General features: G+C 40.9%; 25 protein-coding genes. 1 reads left to right on the forward strand and 24 read right to left on the reverse strand.

What is annotated here, in order from left to right; all coding sequences use genetic code 11:
- Positions 1–67: 67 nt before the first annotated feature.
- The 13 genes from KQJ23_RS09605 to KQJ23_RS09665 all read right to left on the reverse strand — a co-directional run bounded on the left by KQJ23_RS09605 (position 68) and on the right by KQJ23_RS09665 (position 7,740).
- Positions 68–496, reverse strand: a complete 429-nt coding sequence (locus KQJ23_RS09605; protein ID WP_216478617.1) for a GNAT family N-acetyltransferase — start codon at positions 494–496, stop codon at positions 68–70.
- A 4-nt stretch (positions 497–500) separates the two neighbouring features.
- Positions 501–983 (reverse strand): DinB family protein, encoded by a 483-nt coding sequence (locus tag KQJ23_RS09610; RefSeq protein ID WP_216478618.1) that lies wholly within the window; start codon positions 981–983, stop codon positions 501–503.
- A gap of 118 nt (positions 984–1,101) precedes the next feature.
- Positions 1,102–1,986, reverse strand: a complete 885-nt coding sequence (locus tag KQJ23_RS09615; RefSeq protein ID WP_216478619.1) for a class I SAM-dependent methyltransferase — start codon at positions 1,984–1,986, stop codon at positions 1,102–1,104.
- 69 nt (positions 1,987–2,055) lie between these two features.
- Positions 2,056–2,346 (reverse strand): DUF5316 domain-containing protein, encoded by a 291-nt coding sequence (locus tag KQJ23_RS24175; RefSeq protein ID WP_216478620.1) that lies wholly within the window; start codon positions 2,344–2,346, stop codon positions 2,056–2,058.
- Between the two features lie 82 nt (positions 2,347–2,428).
- Positions 2,429–2,863, reverse strand: a complete 435-nt coding sequence (locus KQJ23_RS09625; protein WP_346779373.1) for a VanZ family protein — start codon at positions 2,861–2,863, stop codon at positions 2,429–2,431.
- On the reverse strand, positions 2,841–3,362 hold the full coding sequence (locus KQJ23_RS09630; protein ID WP_216478622.1) for a hypothetical protein: 522 nt from the start codon (positions 3,360–3,362) through the stop codon (positions 2,841–2,843). The genes KQJ23_RS09625 and KQJ23_RS09630 overlap by 23 nt, the downstream gene beginning before the upstream one ends.
- A gap of 68 nt (positions 3,363–3,430) precedes the next feature.
- The gene (locus KQJ23_RS09635; protein ID WP_216478623.1) at positions 3,431–3,949 is read right to left on the reverse strand and encodes a GNAT family N-acetyltransferase; all 519 of its coding nucleotides are present in this window, start codon (positions 3,947–3,949) and stop codon (positions 3,431–3,433) included.
- A gap of 38 nt (positions 3,950–3,987) precedes the next feature.
- A complete protein-coding gene (locus tag KQJ23_RS09640) occupies positions 3,988–4,452 on the reverse strand; it encodes a hypothetical protein (protein WP_216478624.1) in 465 nt (154 codons plus the stop codon).
- Positions 4,453–4,461: 9 nt separating this feature from the next.
- Positions 4,462–5,121 carry a hypothetical protein gene (locus KQJ23_RS09645; protein WP_216478625.1) on the reverse strand — a complete coding sequence of 220 codons (660 nt, stop codon included), beginning with the start codon at positions 5,119–5,121 and terminating at the stop codon, positions 4,462–4,464.
- 11 nt (positions 5,122–5,132) lie between these two features.
- A complete protein-coding gene (locus KQJ23_RS09650) occupies positions 5,133–5,684 on the reverse strand; it encodes a hypothetical protein (RefSeq protein ID WP_216478626.1) in 552 nt (183 codons plus the stop codon).
- Positions 5,681–6,196, reverse strand: coding sequence for a DNA topology modulation protein (locus KQJ23_RS09655; protein ID WP_216478627.1), 516 nt, complete (start codon positions 6,194–6,196; stop codon positions 5,681–5,683). The genes KQJ23_RS09650 and KQJ23_RS09655 overlap by 4 nt, the downstream gene beginning before the upstream one ends.
- Before the next feature lie 79 nt (positions 6,197–6,275).
- Positions 6,276–6,914, reverse strand: coding sequence for a hypothetical protein (locus tag KQJ23_RS09660; protein WP_216478628.1), 639 nt, complete (start codon positions 6,912–6,914; stop codon positions 6,276–6,278).
- A gap of 118 nt (positions 6,915–7,032) precedes the next feature.
- Entirely contained in the window at positions 7,033–7,740 is a 708-nt protein-coding gene (locus KQJ23_RS09665) for a class I SAM-dependent methyltransferase (protein WP_249529638.1), read from the reverse strand.
- Positions 7,741–8,257: 517 nt separating this feature from the next.
- Between KQJ23_RS09665 and KQJ23_RS09670 the strand changes: the two genes are divergently transcribed.
- Positions 8,258–9,634: a helix-turn-helix domain-containing protein gene (locus KQJ23_RS09670; protein ID WP_249529639.1), complete on the forward strand. Its 1,377-nt coding sequence runs from the start codon at positions 8,258–8,260 to the stop codon at positions 9,632–9,634.
- A 183-nt stretch (positions 9,635–9,817) separates the two neighbouring features.
- Here the strand turns inward: KQJ23_RS09670 and KQJ23_RS09675 are convergent, their stop codons facing one another.
- From KQJ23_RS09675 to KQJ23_RS09725, 11 genes are all read right to left on the reverse strand, one after another.
- On the reverse strand, positions 9,818–10,438 hold the full coding sequence (locus KQJ23_RS09675; RefSeq protein WP_216478629.1) for a cyclase family protein: 621 nt from the start codon (positions 10,436–10,438) through the stop codon (positions 9,818–9,820).
- A 90-nt stretch (positions 10,439–10,528) separates the two neighbouring features.
- Entirely contained in the window at positions 10,529–11,038 is a 510-nt protein-coding gene (locus KQJ23_RS09680; RefSeq protein ID WP_216478630.1) for a DUF1572 family protein, read from the reverse strand.
- Between the two features lie 51 nt (positions 11,039–11,089).
- On the reverse strand, positions 11,090–11,659 hold the full coding sequence (locus KQJ23_RS09685; protein WP_216478631.1) for a GNAT family N-acetyltransferase: 570 nt from the start codon (positions 11,657–11,659) through the stop codon (positions 11,090–11,092).
- On the reverse strand, positions 11,656–12,210 hold the full coding sequence (locus KQJ23_RS09690) for an AAA family ATPase (RefSeq protein WP_249529640.1): 555 nt from the start codon (positions 12,208–12,210) through the stop codon (positions 11,656–11,658). The genes KQJ23_RS09685 and KQJ23_RS09690 overlap by 4 nt, the downstream gene beginning before the upstream one ends.
- A gap of 6 nt (positions 12,211–12,216) precedes the next feature.
- The gene (locus KQJ23_RS09695; protein WP_216478632.1) at positions 12,217–12,747 is read right to left on the reverse strand and encodes a DinB family protein; all 531 of its coding nucleotides are present in this window, start codon (positions 12,745–12,747) and stop codon (positions 12,217–12,219) included.
- 205 nt (positions 12,748–12,952) lie between these two features.
- Entirely contained in the window at positions 12,953–13,594 is a 642-nt protein-coding gene (locus tag KQJ23_RS09700; RefSeq protein WP_216478633.1) for a copper amine oxidase N-terminal domain-containing protein, read from the reverse strand.
- Positions 13,595–13,661: 67 nt separating this feature from the next.
- Positions 13,662–14,207: an AAA family ATPase gene (locus KQJ23_RS09705; protein ID WP_216478634.1), complete on the reverse strand. Its 546-nt coding sequence runs from the start codon at positions 14,205–14,207 to the stop codon at positions 13,662–13,664.
- Positions 14,208–14,242: 35 nt separating this feature from the next.
- A complete protein-coding gene (locus KQJ23_RS09710) occupies positions 14,243–14,713 on the reverse strand; it encodes an NUDIX domain-containing protein (RefSeq protein WP_249529657.1) in 471 nt (156 codons plus the stop codon).
- 44 nt (positions 14,714–14,757) lie between these two features.
- On the reverse strand, positions 14,758–15,102 hold the full coding sequence (locus KQJ23_RS09715; protein WP_216478636.1) for a hypothetical protein: 345 nt from the start codon (positions 15,100–15,102) through the stop codon (positions 14,758–14,760).
- 42 nt (positions 15,103–15,144) lie between these two features.
- Positions 15,145–15,471: a YobA family protein gene (locus KQJ23_RS09720; RefSeq protein WP_216478637.1), complete on the reverse strand. Its 327-nt coding sequence runs from the start codon at positions 15,469–15,471 to the stop codon at positions 15,145–15,147.
- 247 nt (positions 15,472–15,718) lie between these two features.
- Positions 15,719–17,284: a PA2928 family protein gene (locus KQJ23_RS09725; RefSeq protein ID WP_216478638.1), complete on the reverse strand. Its 1,566-nt coding sequence runs from the start codon at positions 17,282–17,284 to the stop codon at positions 15,719–15,721.
- Between the last annotated feature and the right edge of the window lie 12 nt (positions 17,285–17,296).

Raw genomic sequence — 17,296 nt, forward strand, 5'->3', positions numbered from 1 at the left:
GTATTGCAGCTGCTTAAAGGGAGAATAAGGAGAGATAATAAAGACAAGAGTAACCATCTAGTTGCCATTACTTAATTTCCCGCCTATGCATAACGCCGAACATTCCTGTCATACCATCATGATTATGGAGACCATATCTGCGATAAAATGTTTCCCTGCCCTGCGAGGCAAAGAGGCCGATAAAGGCCTTCTCTGGAGCGTTTTCCTTCAAGAACTCCATGATTTCATCCATAATCCTACTGCCGACCCCTTTGCCTTGATGCTCCGGCACCACGGCGATATCTTGAATATAAAAGTAGATCTTCCCGTCCCCTACGATTCTCCCCATCCCGACAATTTCCTCTCCAAGTTGGGCAATCACCGCAAAGACTGACTGCTGTAAAGAGGCTTCGGCAACCTCTAAGTTCATATAATCCGCCCAGTCGACAGCAGCACAAAGAGCTTTATACTCCTCTGGCGTAGGCGCTCGTCTAATCATCTGATAATTGTTAGTCATAGGATCACCTTTCTGCAATATTTTTCAAATACTTATCGATTTGTTTTCTGTGGTGTTTATCATGCGGAACAAAACCTCTTAAATATCCCCGGATCGAAAATTTCTTCCCGTCTCCATCCTTATACTCTTTCAAGCGGTCTTCTTCCGGCAGTTCGCTGACCACATTAATAATCTTGCTGCGGCATTCCACAAACTGCTTAATCATCGAATCCTTCGTTTGACCCTTTGCATACTCCATGGCATGGGCATTAAATTCGTCGAAGTTCAAATGCTTTACCGTTACGGGTTGTCCCAATGTAATCTTCTCGATACCTTCCTCATAAAAATACTTATCCCAAAGCATCATATGGCTTACAATATCCTTCAGCGTCCATTTTCCTTCGGCAATCGGATTATTCCAATGATCTTCACTTAATCCCCCTAATTCTTGAACATAAGAAATAAATCCGCTGAATTCTTCTACCATTTCCGAGGTTGTTTTTGCCATCATCATTGCTCCTTCACTTAGATTGGTCTGTTACTTTTTCCGCATTCTCAGTAAACATGCTCATCCAATTGATAAGAAAAATATTCGATGCACATTAACCTGCTACTCTATTTTCATTTCACTGCACCGTTCCAAATGAAATCTTCATACCCGCAGCATAAGCAAGCCAAGAGGACTCGTGGAATGCGCTGGAAAAGGTCAATTCAGCGTTATACTGCTCAGTGGCTTCAGCCAGACTTAATCCTCTACTCATCAAGCTATCCATCATCTCGGTGGAGTCTGCAGGTTCTTGACCTATACCCTCTTCTTTTAACGAATGATATAGGTGCCTTTTTGGCTGCTCGGCCATGTTCTGATCTAAAAAATTGACCTTATCACTAATCCTGCACTCTACATTTTTCAGGCCCAGCTGACTCATCAGGATCGGCAAGCGCATTCCGATATTTCCGTCTTTTCCTTTATGCATCCGATCTTCTTCAAATAACTTCTGGAGGATACCAAGTCTAATAATTCCACTCTGCTTGGTACCTTCTAAATGATAATTTGCCATGCTGCCAATCCAATGCGGCTCAAAGCAGATAACTCTTCCGCCTTCTTTCACATTGCTTATTAATTGCTCCAGTATTTTCTCAGGATCATTCATATGTAGTAGAAACGCATGACTGACGGCTATGTCATATTCTTGCTCTAGCTCAGCGGCCGGTTCTGTTTCAATATTACGAACAATAAACTCGGTCTGATAGGGAAGATTCGAGAAGATCCCCTTTGCTTCTTGAATTAGTTGTTCTCCTTGATCAATTCCTGTATAGGTTGTTCCTTTCGGAAACAAAGGAAGCAGCTTGAGTCCCAAATATCCAAATCCGCAGCCATAATCAATAACGCTGACCGGCCTGCTGACTTTCCATACATCCCTCACCAAAAACTGAAGATAATCATCATTGTAATATAACCAGCGGGTATTTTTGAGATAGTCGATTTTATTGTCCCAGTAATATTCTGACATAGGATCCTCCCTCTGCCGGTGATTGTTCACTAAGTATTCAGCAAACAATCAGCCTCATGCCATTGCGGGTTAGTTGGCAAATATGTAAATAAGGATGGAAGCTGCAATAGAGGGAAAGCCAAAAACAAATAATCTTGTTGATGCTCTTACTCTCCATTTCCAATCTTCGTCAGTTTCACTATTCCGATTCGCTCTTGAGCGGTCACCGCTAATAAAAGCCCCAGACAAGACTCCTGCGCTGAGCCAAGCAATCACTCCTACGCTACCAACTAGCTTCATGGCCGTGTCCCAACTCATTGTAAGTCCAATTACCATGGCTAGAACAAGTCCAACAATCGTTCCAAGTAGGAAGGTTCTCATTTCACTCACCCCACATTACAGATTATAACGTAATTTGAAAGCGCTGCCTCCAGTCATTGAGTCGGCTCTACCGGGAATTTAATCATAAGCTTGTTTTGAAATATTGTGCTGCAGCTTTATATATCCCGTACCCGATAAGAAAACCAAGCGAATTCAATATCACATCGTCCACATCAAGACTTCCCCGCTTGGAAAGTAATTGGGTAAGCTCCAAAGTAATCAAGCCAGCTAGAAACAAACCGTACACTTTTAGCAGCTTCATTCTAAAAACAACCGGCATCAATACGCCAAATGGGACAAACACGCCAATATTCCCAAGCAAATTTACCATCCAGGCCCTTGGAGTAAAATGGCTTACCTGAAGGAATTGGCCTATAGTAACGAACGGTTTTAAGTTGTACATGTATTCTTCCTGCGGAGTTCTTCCGAACCCCAATAACATCCAATACATGAGAATCATTAAATAGATAACGATTAGAAAAGTGATAAGTTTCCTAAATTGGCTCTTCATGTTCATTTCGTTCCTTATCTATAGAAGCTATGGTCTGGAAAATTCGGGTATACACATCCTCGATATTTGTCTGATTCTCTTCATTGTTATGCAATCCGTAACCCCAAGTCAGAAACTCATCCCGGTTCTTGAAATATCCCGTAGCGTACATGTCAGGGGAGAGATCGGGAACGGTTTCATAAGATAATTCCTCATGAGTAAAAGGAATATGTGACTTTGTGGACTGAATGAAGAAAAAAGGAATACTAGCCGTCTTGTATACGCTCTTGAATTCTTTATTAGCAGCTTGGAGTAAATTGTCTTTTGTGATAAAGACTGCATCAAAATCAGATAGATATTCTATATTTTTCAATTCCTCGAATGTAATCTTTTCATAAATGACGGTGTGCCCTTTTTGTATAGGAGGTTCTCCTACAACACCTATGGTTAACTGTTTTCCCGTATAATAAGATACTTCCATTTTATCTTGAGCACAGCCCGACAATACCGCCAAGATGACGATCAAACAGAATAGCCGTATCTTCATTTCACACCTCATTTCTGCCCCAAAGATTACAATAAACTCACGTATCCCTACACTAATCCTTTCACTAAATAAATCAACAAATCATCATCCGCACACACATTTTCTCCGCCTTGAACAGGGAGATTCTTGTAAGTTAATCCGTGCCCATCCATAACGTAACCACGCTTGCCATACATGCGCTGAGCATTTCCGTAATCCTTATATAGCCCGACCCCCAGCCCGATCGAAGGATAATTTCGTGAGGCGATTCTCTCTAATTCATCAAACAGCTTGCTCGCGATTCTCCTTCTTCTAAATTCCGGGAATACATTCAGATCATTGATCTCCGGGATATTGTGATCTCTAAAATACGGATATTCCGAATACAGCAATAGATGGCAGCATCCAGCCAATTTATCACCAAAGAAAGCGAGTAACGTAATTCGTTTTCCTTGCCTATTTTCCTCCAGACAATCCATAAAGTAATCTCGAGAGCTGTACCATGGATATATACGGGAAAATGCTTTATCCAGCAAAGCTGATTCTTCCTCGCTGGTCAGCTGCTTTAATCTAATTAAATCCTTCATGATTCACCTCTTGTGGGGAGTGGTTAGCTTAGCTTTGTTCAGTTCGGAATTTCATTATCTAAAACCATTTCTCGATGATCATCATAGATAACCTTGAACTGTTGTAAACCGTATAATAGGTCTCTAATCTCCTCTTGATTCATTTGGCTTGTATTTACTCTTAATTCACCGTGAATCTTAATCGTTTTGTGTGGGGATAATTTCTTATTCACGGGAATTATTGTGATCCCCTCTAGCACATATGGTTCCATTTTTGACGAAATTACAGGCTCTAAACTCTTAATTTTATAGTATGATCTGCCATCATTGCTTAAATCTATGGAGTAGGAAAAGACTTGACTCTCTCCAGGCGTTTCTGATAAAGATGCCCCGTAACCACTCATGATAAATAAATTAGCTCTCCCTTTATCCAACAGCAGGGGAGCAACTAGGAGTAGTACAAAGCCGGCTATGATTAATATCAATCCCGCTAAGATTCTCCGGTCGATGATGAACTTCTTCACTTTTCGCACCTACTTTCCATGCACATTCAGGCTCTCTATCATCTTTGCTTTTTCCTGTACATCCGTGGTGTCAAAGTAATCTGCGCTTCTCAGTAAATAGTCTTGTAGGGCAGCCAGATCGCTTCCGGATTTTTGGTCATAGCTGGAGCTTCGTATAGCTTCAAGTTCACCGATAACCTCAGTTATAATCTTAACGCCAGCCATCACTTCATCATCTAGTTTGCCGAGATCAATATATTGCCGTTCTCCATCATTCAATAGAGAATTTTGTGAGTTTTCACCGAGATCATCAAAAAATATCGAGCAGTCTTCAAGCAGATTGAACAAATTATTCGTTCCGATACTGCTGATCCGATCATATTGCTCGTAGCCAAAGATAGGTCCATATAATAAGGTTAGCTGGCGATGCATCGTGCTTACTTTTTTCAGATCATCCCTATAATAATTGCTGAATCTCCCCAGCTCTCCAAAATCCAGTCTCTGCTCAGATATAGCCTTCTTCAAAGATTCATGCAAAGAGCCCGTTCTGTATTCCGAAGAAAAATAGCCAAGCGCCGTATCCACGGCAACCTCGTAGTGGTCTGCTTTCTTGGATTTGTTGTATAGGGCGATATTCATTGCAACAGAAATCACTAGCAGTGCTGATACCGCCATGATGATTTTCTTCAACTCGTTACCTCCTAATCAAAACACACACCTTGAATCAAGGCTTCCAGTATTTGCTCATCCCAAATTTGCACTTCAATGTACCGCTCCGGCCCTCGTGAACCATCGGCATTCCAATCTTGAGGCAGTCGAAACTGATCAATAACCCCAATAATTTCCTCTCTCGTATACACTTGCTTTCTGTAGGGCTTATTGTCCTGATATCGCATGGTTGGGAATAAATCTCCGTATGTAAAGCTCATCAATTCCTTGGGGATGACATCCCAGCTTAGCTTAAGGAAGGCGGCTTCCTTGTACCAGGATTGAAGCCAGGGGCAAGGTCCTAGGGTCATGTAATGAGGATACGGATTGGTTGGCTTTCCACCCTTTAGGATAAATTGCTCCCGTGCGATCTTTTCCAATTCTCGTCTAGTGACAACATATTCGTCATTCCTTTGACTGGCGAATATTTTGCCCTCTTTGCGTATTTCACGCGATACCTCAATAGCTTCTTGCACCGACAGTTTCGATAAATTTCTGAAAGGACCCTGTTCTCTCTCAAAATAATGGTACAAAAATAGGCTCATCGCTTTAATTCTCCTGCTTGTGTTAGGAACCTTCCTACTTCTTTCGGAGATTTCAGGATAATCACTTTCTTATCCTCATACTGTTGAATCTTCTCCATAATGCCTGGAAGTTTCGTCTTCCTAAAATTCCACACCCATTTAACGAAATCAAGATCCAGGCTTTCAGGACATCCGGCATTCATGTCAGGACGGCTCTTTCCCTGATACATCACTCTTCGCTTAAGTACGCGATATACCGTGATCCACTTGGAAAAGTCCAGTAAAATGATTATATTTGCCTGCTTCAGCCTTATATCGAGTGTTCGCCCATAATTTCCGTCCATAATCCATTTCTCCTCTTGAACAAGCTCTTCCAGGAACAAATCCCACTCCTCATTCGGAGTAGGGACCCAACCCGGCTGCCAGTAATAAGTGTCCAGATGATATACCGGCCATTCCAGAATTTCTCCAAGCTGTCTGGCCAGCGTTGATTTTCCTGCCCCACCGGATCCGATGATCATGATTCTAGACATTCATATTCTCCTTTTATTGCGGATCTTCTATATAGGCTAAACTAATGATTATGCATGTAGAGCAACATATGAAGTGTTCTCAATAAAATACTTTCTTCTCACCGCGAATTTTTATTTCGAAGCCTTCTCTATGGAAGCCGCCCCGGCTCCTACTTTCATTCTGCTGCGAACTTCCGCGAAACTCTAAACCAAGCGTAGGACTGGAGTGGGGTTCTATAGGGATTGTCACCTCTTCAAGTACGATAAGATCCGAATCAAACACAGGTCTTAATGTTAGTTGAACTTCATTTCCATAATTGAAGACAGGGATAGAACAATGCGCCTTTACAACATTTTCCTCGGTCTGTATCTGACACTGGCTCTCCTTCACAAGAATATCGACGGATCCCACTCCGGTTGTGTTGCGATGCACTAGAAACATGAATTGCTTCGTTGCCATTGGAAAAAGAATAATAAACACGATACAGGAAATAATGAGGCGACTTCGGATCTTGGGATATTTATGGCGATATATTCTGACGGTTCCAATTCCTCCGATAAGCAACAGGAACAACCCGATCACTACAGGGAGATGAACTCCAAGGTTATGCCCTTTCGTCCAAGGGGGAACTCCCATCCATTGGAACAAATAATCTCCTGGTGTATAACGCAGATGATTATTGACTATGAGTAACAGCCCCACCACAACCATGACAATAAAAAGCACTCTTTTCCCCATCCACTCCTCCGTTTCTGCTCAGTATTAAGCTATGCTTTTCTTGAGGCGTTCACCTCGAAGCTTACTGTTTAATTCCATTTTACTTGCTTAGTACTATTCCGATTAAATACCAAGTCCTTCATTGCATCTTTCTCACTGCCCATGTTAGTACGTCGCCTTGTAGTATAATTCGTTGCCCGTCTCTCTCAATTTCAAGTTCATAAGGCTTTACAGTTTGCTGTAAAATCTCCCATTTCGAATAGATTCCCTGAAGTTTTCTGATTAACTGATCTGTCTCAAATTGGAGCTCATACATCGGATCAAGCCGTTTACCGGAATTAATGGCTGTTTCCGAAATGTTTGTGCTGATAATGATACAATTAATTCCGCCGACCTTCGTGCCCCTTACTATATGCTCTATAACTCTATCAAATTGAGTCTCACTCTCAACATGCTCCATGCTTGATACAGCAAAGATAAAGTTAAAGTACTTAGAAGCAATGCTATATTCCGCGATGTCACTTTGTTTGCACTCAATTTTATCAGCTACATTGAATTCTTTTGAATAGAGTCGCAGCTTCTCGATGGCTGATTCCAATAAATCAACACAAACCACAGTTCCTTTTCGAGCTCCTATTTTTTCTGCGAGAGGGATACTGTTTCTTCCGATTCCACACCCCAAGTCCAATACTTGGACTTCTTCCAACTCATCAAAATAAGCAAATAAATCCAAGATTGTTCTAACCGGCTTATGTAACCAAGAACCCTGCTCGAATAACTTGTAATTGTCATAGCAATGATCATGATATTCTTTTTCTTTGGATCTAATCTTATCAATTCGGCTCATGCAGATTCTCCTATTTAATGAGAGTATTATTGGAACTACCAGTGAACATATCCTGACTTTTTCAAAATCTTATACGTCATTGGATTTAAATGATCTATGAATTCCTCTAAGCTAAAATATTTCAATTCTAACCCTTCATCATCATTGATTGTTGGGATGCCTGATACATTCATCACTTCAAAGACGACTATCGCGTTATAGACCTCGTCTCCATGAGGATATTTATAATACATATCTTTGCCGGATAATAAAGTGATAAATTTAAATTCACTAGAGTTTAAACCAGCTCTCTTAGCTCAGAAATATATCCTATATAAATCCTCTTTTCCTTGTATCCATCTCACAAACTAATTTCCCTAATTATACCATCCCCTACCCCTTTTGGCTGTTATCTTTACTCCAAACAACAAGAAGGGATACATCCCATTCGAGATCTATCCCTTAAAAAGAGAAATTGACCGTCAATCATAAAATGGATATTATTGAAAAAAGCAAATGATTCCTGGGTGGTGAGGGCTTGCAATCTAATGCTACATTTCGTTCCATGTTAAATGAATATATGAAGCAAAAGAGTATAAACTTGCACCAGTTTGCAAATAAAGTTGGACTCAATGTTGGCTCACTTAGTTACATTTTAAACGGGCACAGAAAAGTAACGATAGAGCAATTGGACATGATTACTGAGGGCTTAGGAGAGACTAAGGGTTTATTTTATGACCAGTATTTCCAAGAGGTTTTAGTCGAAGCAACACCCAATTGGCGTCGCATCAAGCCTTTTTTACTTGCTTGTGAAGAAGCGGGCCGCCTGGACCTCATTAAAAAATCCGTTGAATTGTTACTGGATAACCTAATGTACTCACAAGTACTCTTTGAAATGGCAGAGAATTTTCTTCAAAACGGTCAAAAGGAAGCAGCACTCATTATTTATGAAAATGTTGCTCTTAGCGAGAAAAATCAGCATTCCGAGAGACTTGCTCTCTGTCAGTACAGACTCTTTACATGCAGACTTGGGATTAACCAAGAAAAAAACTATCAAACTGCAATTCAATATGAAATGTTTGTTGATCGTTTGGATGGATCTAACCACCTAGAAGCACTAAAGGATCTGGCGAATACATACCGCTCTTTACGCTACTGGGACAAAGTAGAAGAAGTTGCCTTAAAACTTAAAGAAAAGGCAGATTTTTATTATCAACTAAAGTGGCCCTTTGATCTTGACCAGGAACCTGTACGGCCACTTTTTACGTATATAGCATACTCTGATTTGCTCCTTGGCAGTGTTTACGAGGCAAGAGGAGACTATCCAAGAGCTTTAGATTTCATCAATCTATATTCCAGCCTGAATTGGGTAAAGGAAGAGGATGAATCAAGCTTACTCTGGAAAAATAAGTTCCATGTTTGGGCCAAGGTTAACGAAATGGCAACAAGAATAGCGGCGGGTGATTCGACTCTATTTACTGAATATCTTTCTTACATGGAATCTGATGCCGAGGAGTTGCTTCTGGCCTTTCTAAATGTCGTATCGGCAGCCAATCGGTACAGCATCAACATAGATGAAATTATTCGTAGGATGGATATCTACCAGCTTGTAAATATTAGTTCTGAGGAAAATACCTATACAAAGCAAACTATTGAAGAACGCTTAGCGAGATTTTACTATGAACTATCCTACTATTACCTCAACATTCATGAATATAAGGATGGATTTAACTATCTTATTAGATCCCTGGAAAAATCTGTATCCATTAATTTGAAATCACGTATAATAAATTGTGTAGGTTTATTTGAAAGATACCGGGACAAAAGTGACACCTCTACGCTCACAGCCTACAAAAACATAATAGAAGGGGTACAAGGAAATGAAAAAAATATGGGCAATTCTCTTAATGTCTAGTCTCACATTCTTTATTGTTTCTTCCCCAGTTATTATTCATTTATTGGACCATCATGGAAGCATGTAATTGATAGAGAGGATGCGACCTGCCTCCTCTCTACTTTGTTCCCTATATTTCTAACCTCTTCCTTCCCTATGCCATCCTTGAACTGTTCTCCAGGAAAAAGATTTTATTTGAACACTTTACTCCTCGGCCCTTGCAATAATTCGAGCAATAGATGAATCTGCCTTTATAAATAAAGGCAGCGCAATGATCTCAAAGGACTTTGCACTTAGCAATTGATCCAGATTCGTTAGGTTCTCAGCTATAAGCACCTGATTTTCAAACAGATATTTATGAATTTCAAAGGGATACTTGTCTGGCGAGGGGGTATCCATTCCGATCAGCTTGATCTTCTTGCGTACCAATAACTCAGCAAACGCCTTGGTTAGAGTCGGATGTTCTGAAAAATAGTTATCTTTACCAAAATAGCTGCTATGCCCGGTGTAAAGGATTAGAATTGTTCTCTCCTGGATGAAGTCCTCATATTCCTCTTTATAATCAATTTGGGACATTCCAGTAGTATTGATCAGGGTGCCTTTTCCTATAAATGTGTCCAACGGGAAATCACTTATATACCGGTCCGAAGCGATTAAGTGCATCGGTCCATCGATATGAGTGCCTGTATGCATGTTTACTGTTAATTGGTGATTACAATAGCCGTCCGTCGCCAATTCTTTGGTTTGCATCAATTCCATCTCACTATCCCCCGGGTACACAGGGAGACGATTTCGCATGGGATGAGTTAGATCGATCCATTTCATGATTATCCCTCCGATTCATTAAGTTAGATTTTCCGGAGCCAGAATTCCCTCAACGAATATCAACCTTTTCATGCCATCCCTCTCCTTGAATCAGTCATATTGCCATTCTAATTGTCCTTTTCTGATCTTGGCTGCATAGATGATTTGCCCTGTATGGTAATGAACTTCCCTAACCATTGCGATCATAAGGTTCAGTACGGTGGTCTCATTATCCACTTGGCTATAAGTAAGAGGGGGACGATTTATGAATGGCCGGGACAATAATAACTCTGGATGAGCTTGGAGATGCTCAAGATACTGAATGATGATATCGAAGGCTTCTGCCGCCATATGATAAGCTTCTTCATGTGATAATCGAAGTCCAGGTTCAAACTCCTTATCTCGATCTCGAGTGTCCGGGATATCATAATAGATCGTCTCAATTCTTGAATGAACGCAGCCTCGAATATGACTTACTAAATTTGCAATACTGTTGCTTTCCGGAGTGGCCGACCAGATGATATCTTCCTCCGATAATTGGGCTAAGGCCTGAAGGGTCCATTTCCGTTCTGACTTAAACTTCACTAGCATACTTTGAATGGCTTCAGAAGCTATGTCCATAAGCTTATCCCTCCCGATGTATTATTTAGGCAAGCTGCATGAAAAGACTTTTTAGGGCTTAAAATCTTCCTTCAACTGTGCATATAATTCTAAATCAACAATTCCCTTTCCCGTCCATACACTGGCTTGTCTCAAAGTTCCCTCTTTCAGGAACCCATTTTTGAGCAGTACACGCTTTGAGTTTTCATTGGCAGGCATGACTTCCGCTTGGATTCGATTTAGGTTGACTTCTTCAAATAAAAAACGGGTTAGGAGCTGGACCGCCTCTGTAGCAAAGCCTTGGCCCCAATCATTCTCATTAAAATAATATCCAATGGTAACCATATTGACTTTAGAGTTAAAATCAAATGCTTCAATGATCCCGACCAGCTTGCCGGACGATCCTGGAATAAAGACCCCCCATTTAATTCTGGACCGTTTATTATAATCGCGTTCGAAATGCCCGATCATATTTTTTACTGTCTCGATATTATGTTTGGGAAGAATCCCGCAATATTCAAATACACGGCCATTATTATAAATCGAAAACACATCATCCAGATGGCTTACCTCTATCTTGCTCAAGCTCAGCCTGTTACCATCGATGACAGGAAAGTCTTCGTAAAGAACATCAAGATTCATACGACACCTCTCTCAAATTGAATTAAGTTTTCTATATGCTCCATTATTTGATCATTGTTCCTTAGGAGCACTCTCTTCTCGGCATATTGTTCTGTTAATTTCATGATATCCTTCAGATTCTCTTGATCAAAGGCTCTGTTCCATACAAATAGCATTTGGTATAAGTTCTTAAGGGTTTGCTTGTAATTCGATGGCTCCATACCCAGGCGTGTTCGAATAAATCTTTTAACGACTCTAAAGTCTCTTTGATATTTATTTTGGCAAATGATACATATGACATCCGCTTCTCTGAAGCTGTCCTGTCCCCACTTATGATGAACCCCCTCAATGATCCAGGACTCCCTATGCACGATTTCATTTAGCTTGGAGTCCCTTACCTCTTGGGAATATCTCTCGTTAGGCTTGCTTCTGTCCCATACCAAATTATCGAGCTCATAGTGCCTGATTCCGTACTTCTTCGACAGTTCTCTGGCAAGATAAGATTTGCCGCTGCCGCACGCTCCAATGATGCGAATCTTTATGTGGCATTCCTCCTTCCTGCTAAATCGCAAGCGATTTCATTTTACTTTCAGTCTGTTTCTGATCAGTCTGATTTGACCTCTATGATTGAGTTCATCCTCAAAAACATGAAACCACATGAAGTAGTAATTTGCCTTTTTCTCATACCAAAAATCCTCTTCCGTATCTAACCAGTCATCATTAACAGACTTGAAAAATTCGAGCGTTCGATTCCTTACTTCATCCAATTGATGGAGGTAGTATTCCAACTCATGCCCCTTGATCTGTTCCTGTCCTACTTTGCCTAGCTCAAGTGCAGGTCCCCAGATTAATAATTCCTCTTCATTCAACTCCCGCTGCTCGAATGTGGAGACCTGATAGGCATATTCAACGGCTGCAAAGTGCAATAATAAAGCACCTATTGAATTGCTTTTGGCATCTAGCAAATAATCTAGCTCAGCTTGAGTTAAGTCCTTTACCGCTTCTAACGTTGTAAATCTCGCATAGTTCATCATCGATATCAATCTACTGATTTGCGGGGAATAGCCGGGTATATCCGTGATCAACAAAAGATTCTGCATATGCAGCATTAGTTCTACCTCCAGCGTTATAGTTCGTTATTATAACTCCCTATGTATTTTCAAATATTACTCCATACTAATTCCATTCATTTGCCATAAACCCCTTTGCTATCTTCCGTTAATTCATGACAAACAACAAAAAAAGTCGCAGTGTCTGCGACGAATGGCGAAGTAGCGAAGTATTATAGCCGGCTTAGCGCCGAACACAAATGTTCTATTTATTGATGTAGAGAGAATCCGTATCCGATTGATACTTGGCAGTATACCCCAGCCCCTCTGCTATGACTCTTATTGAGACATAGACAACATTGTTCACTAGAATAGGCGCAGAGCTGATTGTCGTAGACTCATCATTTATTTTTGCAGCAGTACTATCAACTGTAAGTATAAAAGTTCTGTCGTCTTTAGAAATTGTAATTGTGCTTGTCCCTTGGTCCCAAGCTACCTTGGCACCTAATAACTCTGCTGTCACTCTCAGTGGGAGATAGTTAGCACTGTTAAAAAGGATGGGCTTTGGATCCAATTGAACTTTTTCGTCTTCAATATAAACAGTTAGACTAGACTCGATATAGCTCTTTTTTACTTTACTTGCCTCGTTATCTTTATTGCTTGAAGTAGTAGTTTTCTTAGTTGTAGTCGTAGTTTTCTTAGAACTTGTTGTAGAAGATGAGCCGCTGCTGCCAGATCCGGAACTATTCCCACCATTATGATAATGGTAGCCTGAACATAGCCCCTTTGCCTTCGACTTGTCTGAACAATTATGACCTCCATTTGAATCCGTTCTGCCAGAATGAGCATGGGCAAGCGGGGAAAAGGCCATAAACAACACAAGAACCATAATGCTAATTTTTCTCATTTGACTCCCCCTCAAAATAGATCCTTAGGGAGAATATACCATGTCTCTAGTCCTGCTACAATATGTTCTAATCTAAGAATACAATCTCTTTCAAATAGTCCACCTTCTCCTCAACCTCTATATCCCTCTCCAATCTCACAACCTTACATGGCAATGCCTCCAACCATTCCTCATGCAATGCCCTGCTTCTCATTTCTCTTCCCGCTTCGTCATATTGGGATGCCCATGCCATAAACTTCTGATATGACTCATAACGCTTTCCACCAAAATCAATATCCTTTCCATATCGTGATCTTTCTCGTTCCTCCAGTCTCCTCATACGAATGTCGTTAGGAATCCATACATAGATCACCAGATCAAAATACGGAATAAATAAGTCCCCCCATCCACATAAGGATCCCGATAAAACCCATTTTGAATGGCTTTGGAGGTCCGCCATAAGTAATTTAATTCTTTCCTCAATTGGTCGTGCTTCTGTAAATGGTTCTTCGGTTTGCAGCCAGTAATAATCATCTGTATCGAAGTGCTTATAGCCATACTCCTTTGATATTGCTTTGGCAAGCGTACTCGTACCCGAACCAGATGCCCCAACAATATGGATTTGATTTAACACGTCATTACCTCCCTCCTTGTATGTTCTCTCTCGAGTTACACTCCACTTCCATCATCAAATGTACTTAAAAAATGGGACCCCTGGACTTTATTCTCTAAGTAATTCATTATTAATATTCTGACTGGATGAGGTTGGAGATTGTGTTTCTCCATGTCCTTAATGTGGATCCAGTAAAACTCCAAATGACCTTCTTTTGAGCTTGGGTTTCTTTTGTGATTAATATCCGGAATCTTCACCGTGAATACATGATTAATTTCTTGATGATAGGTATCAACATCCTCAAACTCAGCTTCCACAGTTCCTAAATATCCGCTGACCTCACATGATAATCCTAATTCTTCCCCGATCTCTCGACTCAAGGTATCCTTTAACCCTTCATTAAATTCAACATGACCGCCAGGCAAAAATGTATTATCCATTCCGATACAATGCGCTACTAAAATATAATCAGAGGAGATCACTACACCTCTTGCAAGAACATGATATTTCTTATTTGGATGATCCATATACTTCACTCGATTTTCCTCCTATGTTTGTGAACCCGATTAACTTAAGTTCCCAGTGAGTTCCCACAGTTTATATCAAAAGGCATGATTAATAGCTTCTGAATATCCTTTTCGTAGTTTGCAAAAAACCATTCAATCGCCCTTCCATAGTTCTCTTTATTATCGAATTCCCAATACGAATAATATTTTACGCACTTCACGATCTTTGTTAGTTCTCTGGGTGGGTTGCCCAATCCGTCAAGGACATAAAAACGTTTCATATATTTAATATCCATACACCCTTGTTGTTTCTTTTGTTCGTCTGCTATTGCGTTAACTAAACTTTCAAATTCAAATAGCTTCTCCGGCTTCACTTGAAATAATTTAACTTCTGAGAATGAATTCTTCAATGTTACTCCTCCGCTCTATATTTCTAGATTACGTCTTGAAACTTATTCATTTATTATCTTTATCTCTGTGGCATCTGCTTGTGATGGATATGATTCATTAATTCCGCCTTTTACTCGGTAATAAACTCTCTGACCTGGCTTTAAATTTTTTGTTTTAGTTCTTAGCCAAATTGCTTCTCCCACGTAATCATGCATGATCTCTTCCCAGGTCTTATTCAAATATTGTTGTTCCACAATTAAGATACGGTCTTCTGCTACCTCCAAAATATAACCTTCGCCTTCATATCCTGCCTGGTTCTTAGTTTGATCACTGATTTTGCATCCGGAAAAAATCGTCAGCAGCAATACCAATAACAAGATTCTCTTCATGGAGTGCCCCCTTAAGAATTCAATTCATTCCACAAGAATTTACTTCGCATTTGTTACTTGCAAAATAACCCAGTCCTAGATAACTCTTATCTCAGGCTGGGTCCATGGCTGTTGAGCTTCTTCCACAATTATACATCTAATAACCGAAAGGGCGATAGCCCTGATGCGCAGAAGCGGCGACATCTGATTCTTTCGTTATAAAAAACGCTCTACAGTGTGGAAGAAGTCCATCCGTAGAGCGTTTTGATTAAGAGGGGGAGCGTTCGTAGCTTTTCTCATATTTTAGATTAAAGCCGGTTAAGTGACCATCTGACAGCGAAATTTTAAGAATGTCTGTGATCTCCATCGAGCTGGACATCCCCATAATGATCAGGGATCCATCCAGCACTTTATGCGTCCCCAGGGACTGCATGTTCGTATCAACCGTCCAGAGCAGCTTCTCATTTACGGTGTCTACAGCACTTAAAAGGAGATGGGCGCCGGACAGGGTGGAATCCTGGTGAGCTACCACAAAGGTAGCCTCCTGACCTGTTGAAAGAGGTGCTAATTCAGTAACAAAGCCTCCTCGATTCTTTAATTTATCAAACAGATCGTTATATTTCTGTTCCTGGTCTCTATAAGCAGCTCTAGCTTCATCGTATTTGTCTCGATCCTTGTAAAAAGCATCCAAGTCTCTGTATTGATCCGGATCAGGGGCCTCAGGCTCCTCTACGAGGCTTTTGAATTCCGGTGGACTGGTGAACGCATAAGGGTTGCTTGCATCTGATTCGAGATCGGCTAAGAATCCTCCATGAATGAAGAATTGATCAACAACAGGCTTAAGATCTTCTGTCGTCAGCTTGCCCATCTGATGAAGACTTCCGCTATAGAGCTGTCTACGTTCGCTAGAGAAGCTCGACGATTCAAGATCCTGAGATCTCACTGCTTGCACCTCTTCTTGCCCCAAGAAGGTGATGTAACGCCCGTCTCCTCGACCCGACTTAGCAAATAGCACAAGACTGCTATTCCCGGAATCGAAAAGGGAATTACCCGCATGCTGATCAAGATAGTTATTCGCTTCTACGTTCTGCACAACCTTGCCTGTGAATTCGGTGAGATCGAGCTCATAGAGCTGACCGTCCGCCCCTTTGAAACGAAGAAGCTGTCCTTGATTATCCCAGGTATACCAATCCTCGTTAGGAGCGAACTGTCCATGAAGCTCAGGGCTGTTTTTGATAAAGGTCTTCTCGTCTGCGCTAATGTCTCCGCTTGATTTATCTACGATTGTAATGCCGTTTCCGTTAAAAATAATGATGTTCTGTTTCGTCTCCCCAAGAATTGATTTGGTTTCACTGCCATCTGGGAGCTTGATCTTCCATCGTGTTTGTCCTTGCTTCATATCTATAGCCTGCAAATAGGAATGAGTGGTTCCTGAGGTAATGCCATATTCCTGTGAAGTAGCAGTAAACTTCTTTACGACCGTAACGGCCATCTGATGGTTGTCTTGTTCATACACAATGATCTGGTTGTTCGCTCTTGCACTACTGGCATCCCCTAGAACAATACTGAGAATGATAAAGACGAGTAAAGGAATAAACAGAAGGCCAAAAACTCCTCCAAAAGTAAAATAGAGGATCTTTAGAGGATGAGGTGAATTCCGTCGCTCCGTCACATCGCGTTTTTTTCTTCGTTTGGCTGAACGAATAAAATGACCTGCGGCGAAGCAAGCTGCAAAGACGAACAAAACATAAATTATTGTAAGAAAGATATTGTGCCATAAGACATCGTTGTAACGAAAAGCGTCAACAAATTTCTCCCAAAAACTGAGCTGCAATAGACCATCTCC

Source organism: Paenibacillus brevis (assembly GCF_018919145.1).
In the GTDB taxonomy this organism is placed as follows: domain Bacteria; phylum Bacillota; class Bacilli; order Paenibacillales; family Paenibacillaceae; genus Fontibacillus; species Fontibacillus brevis.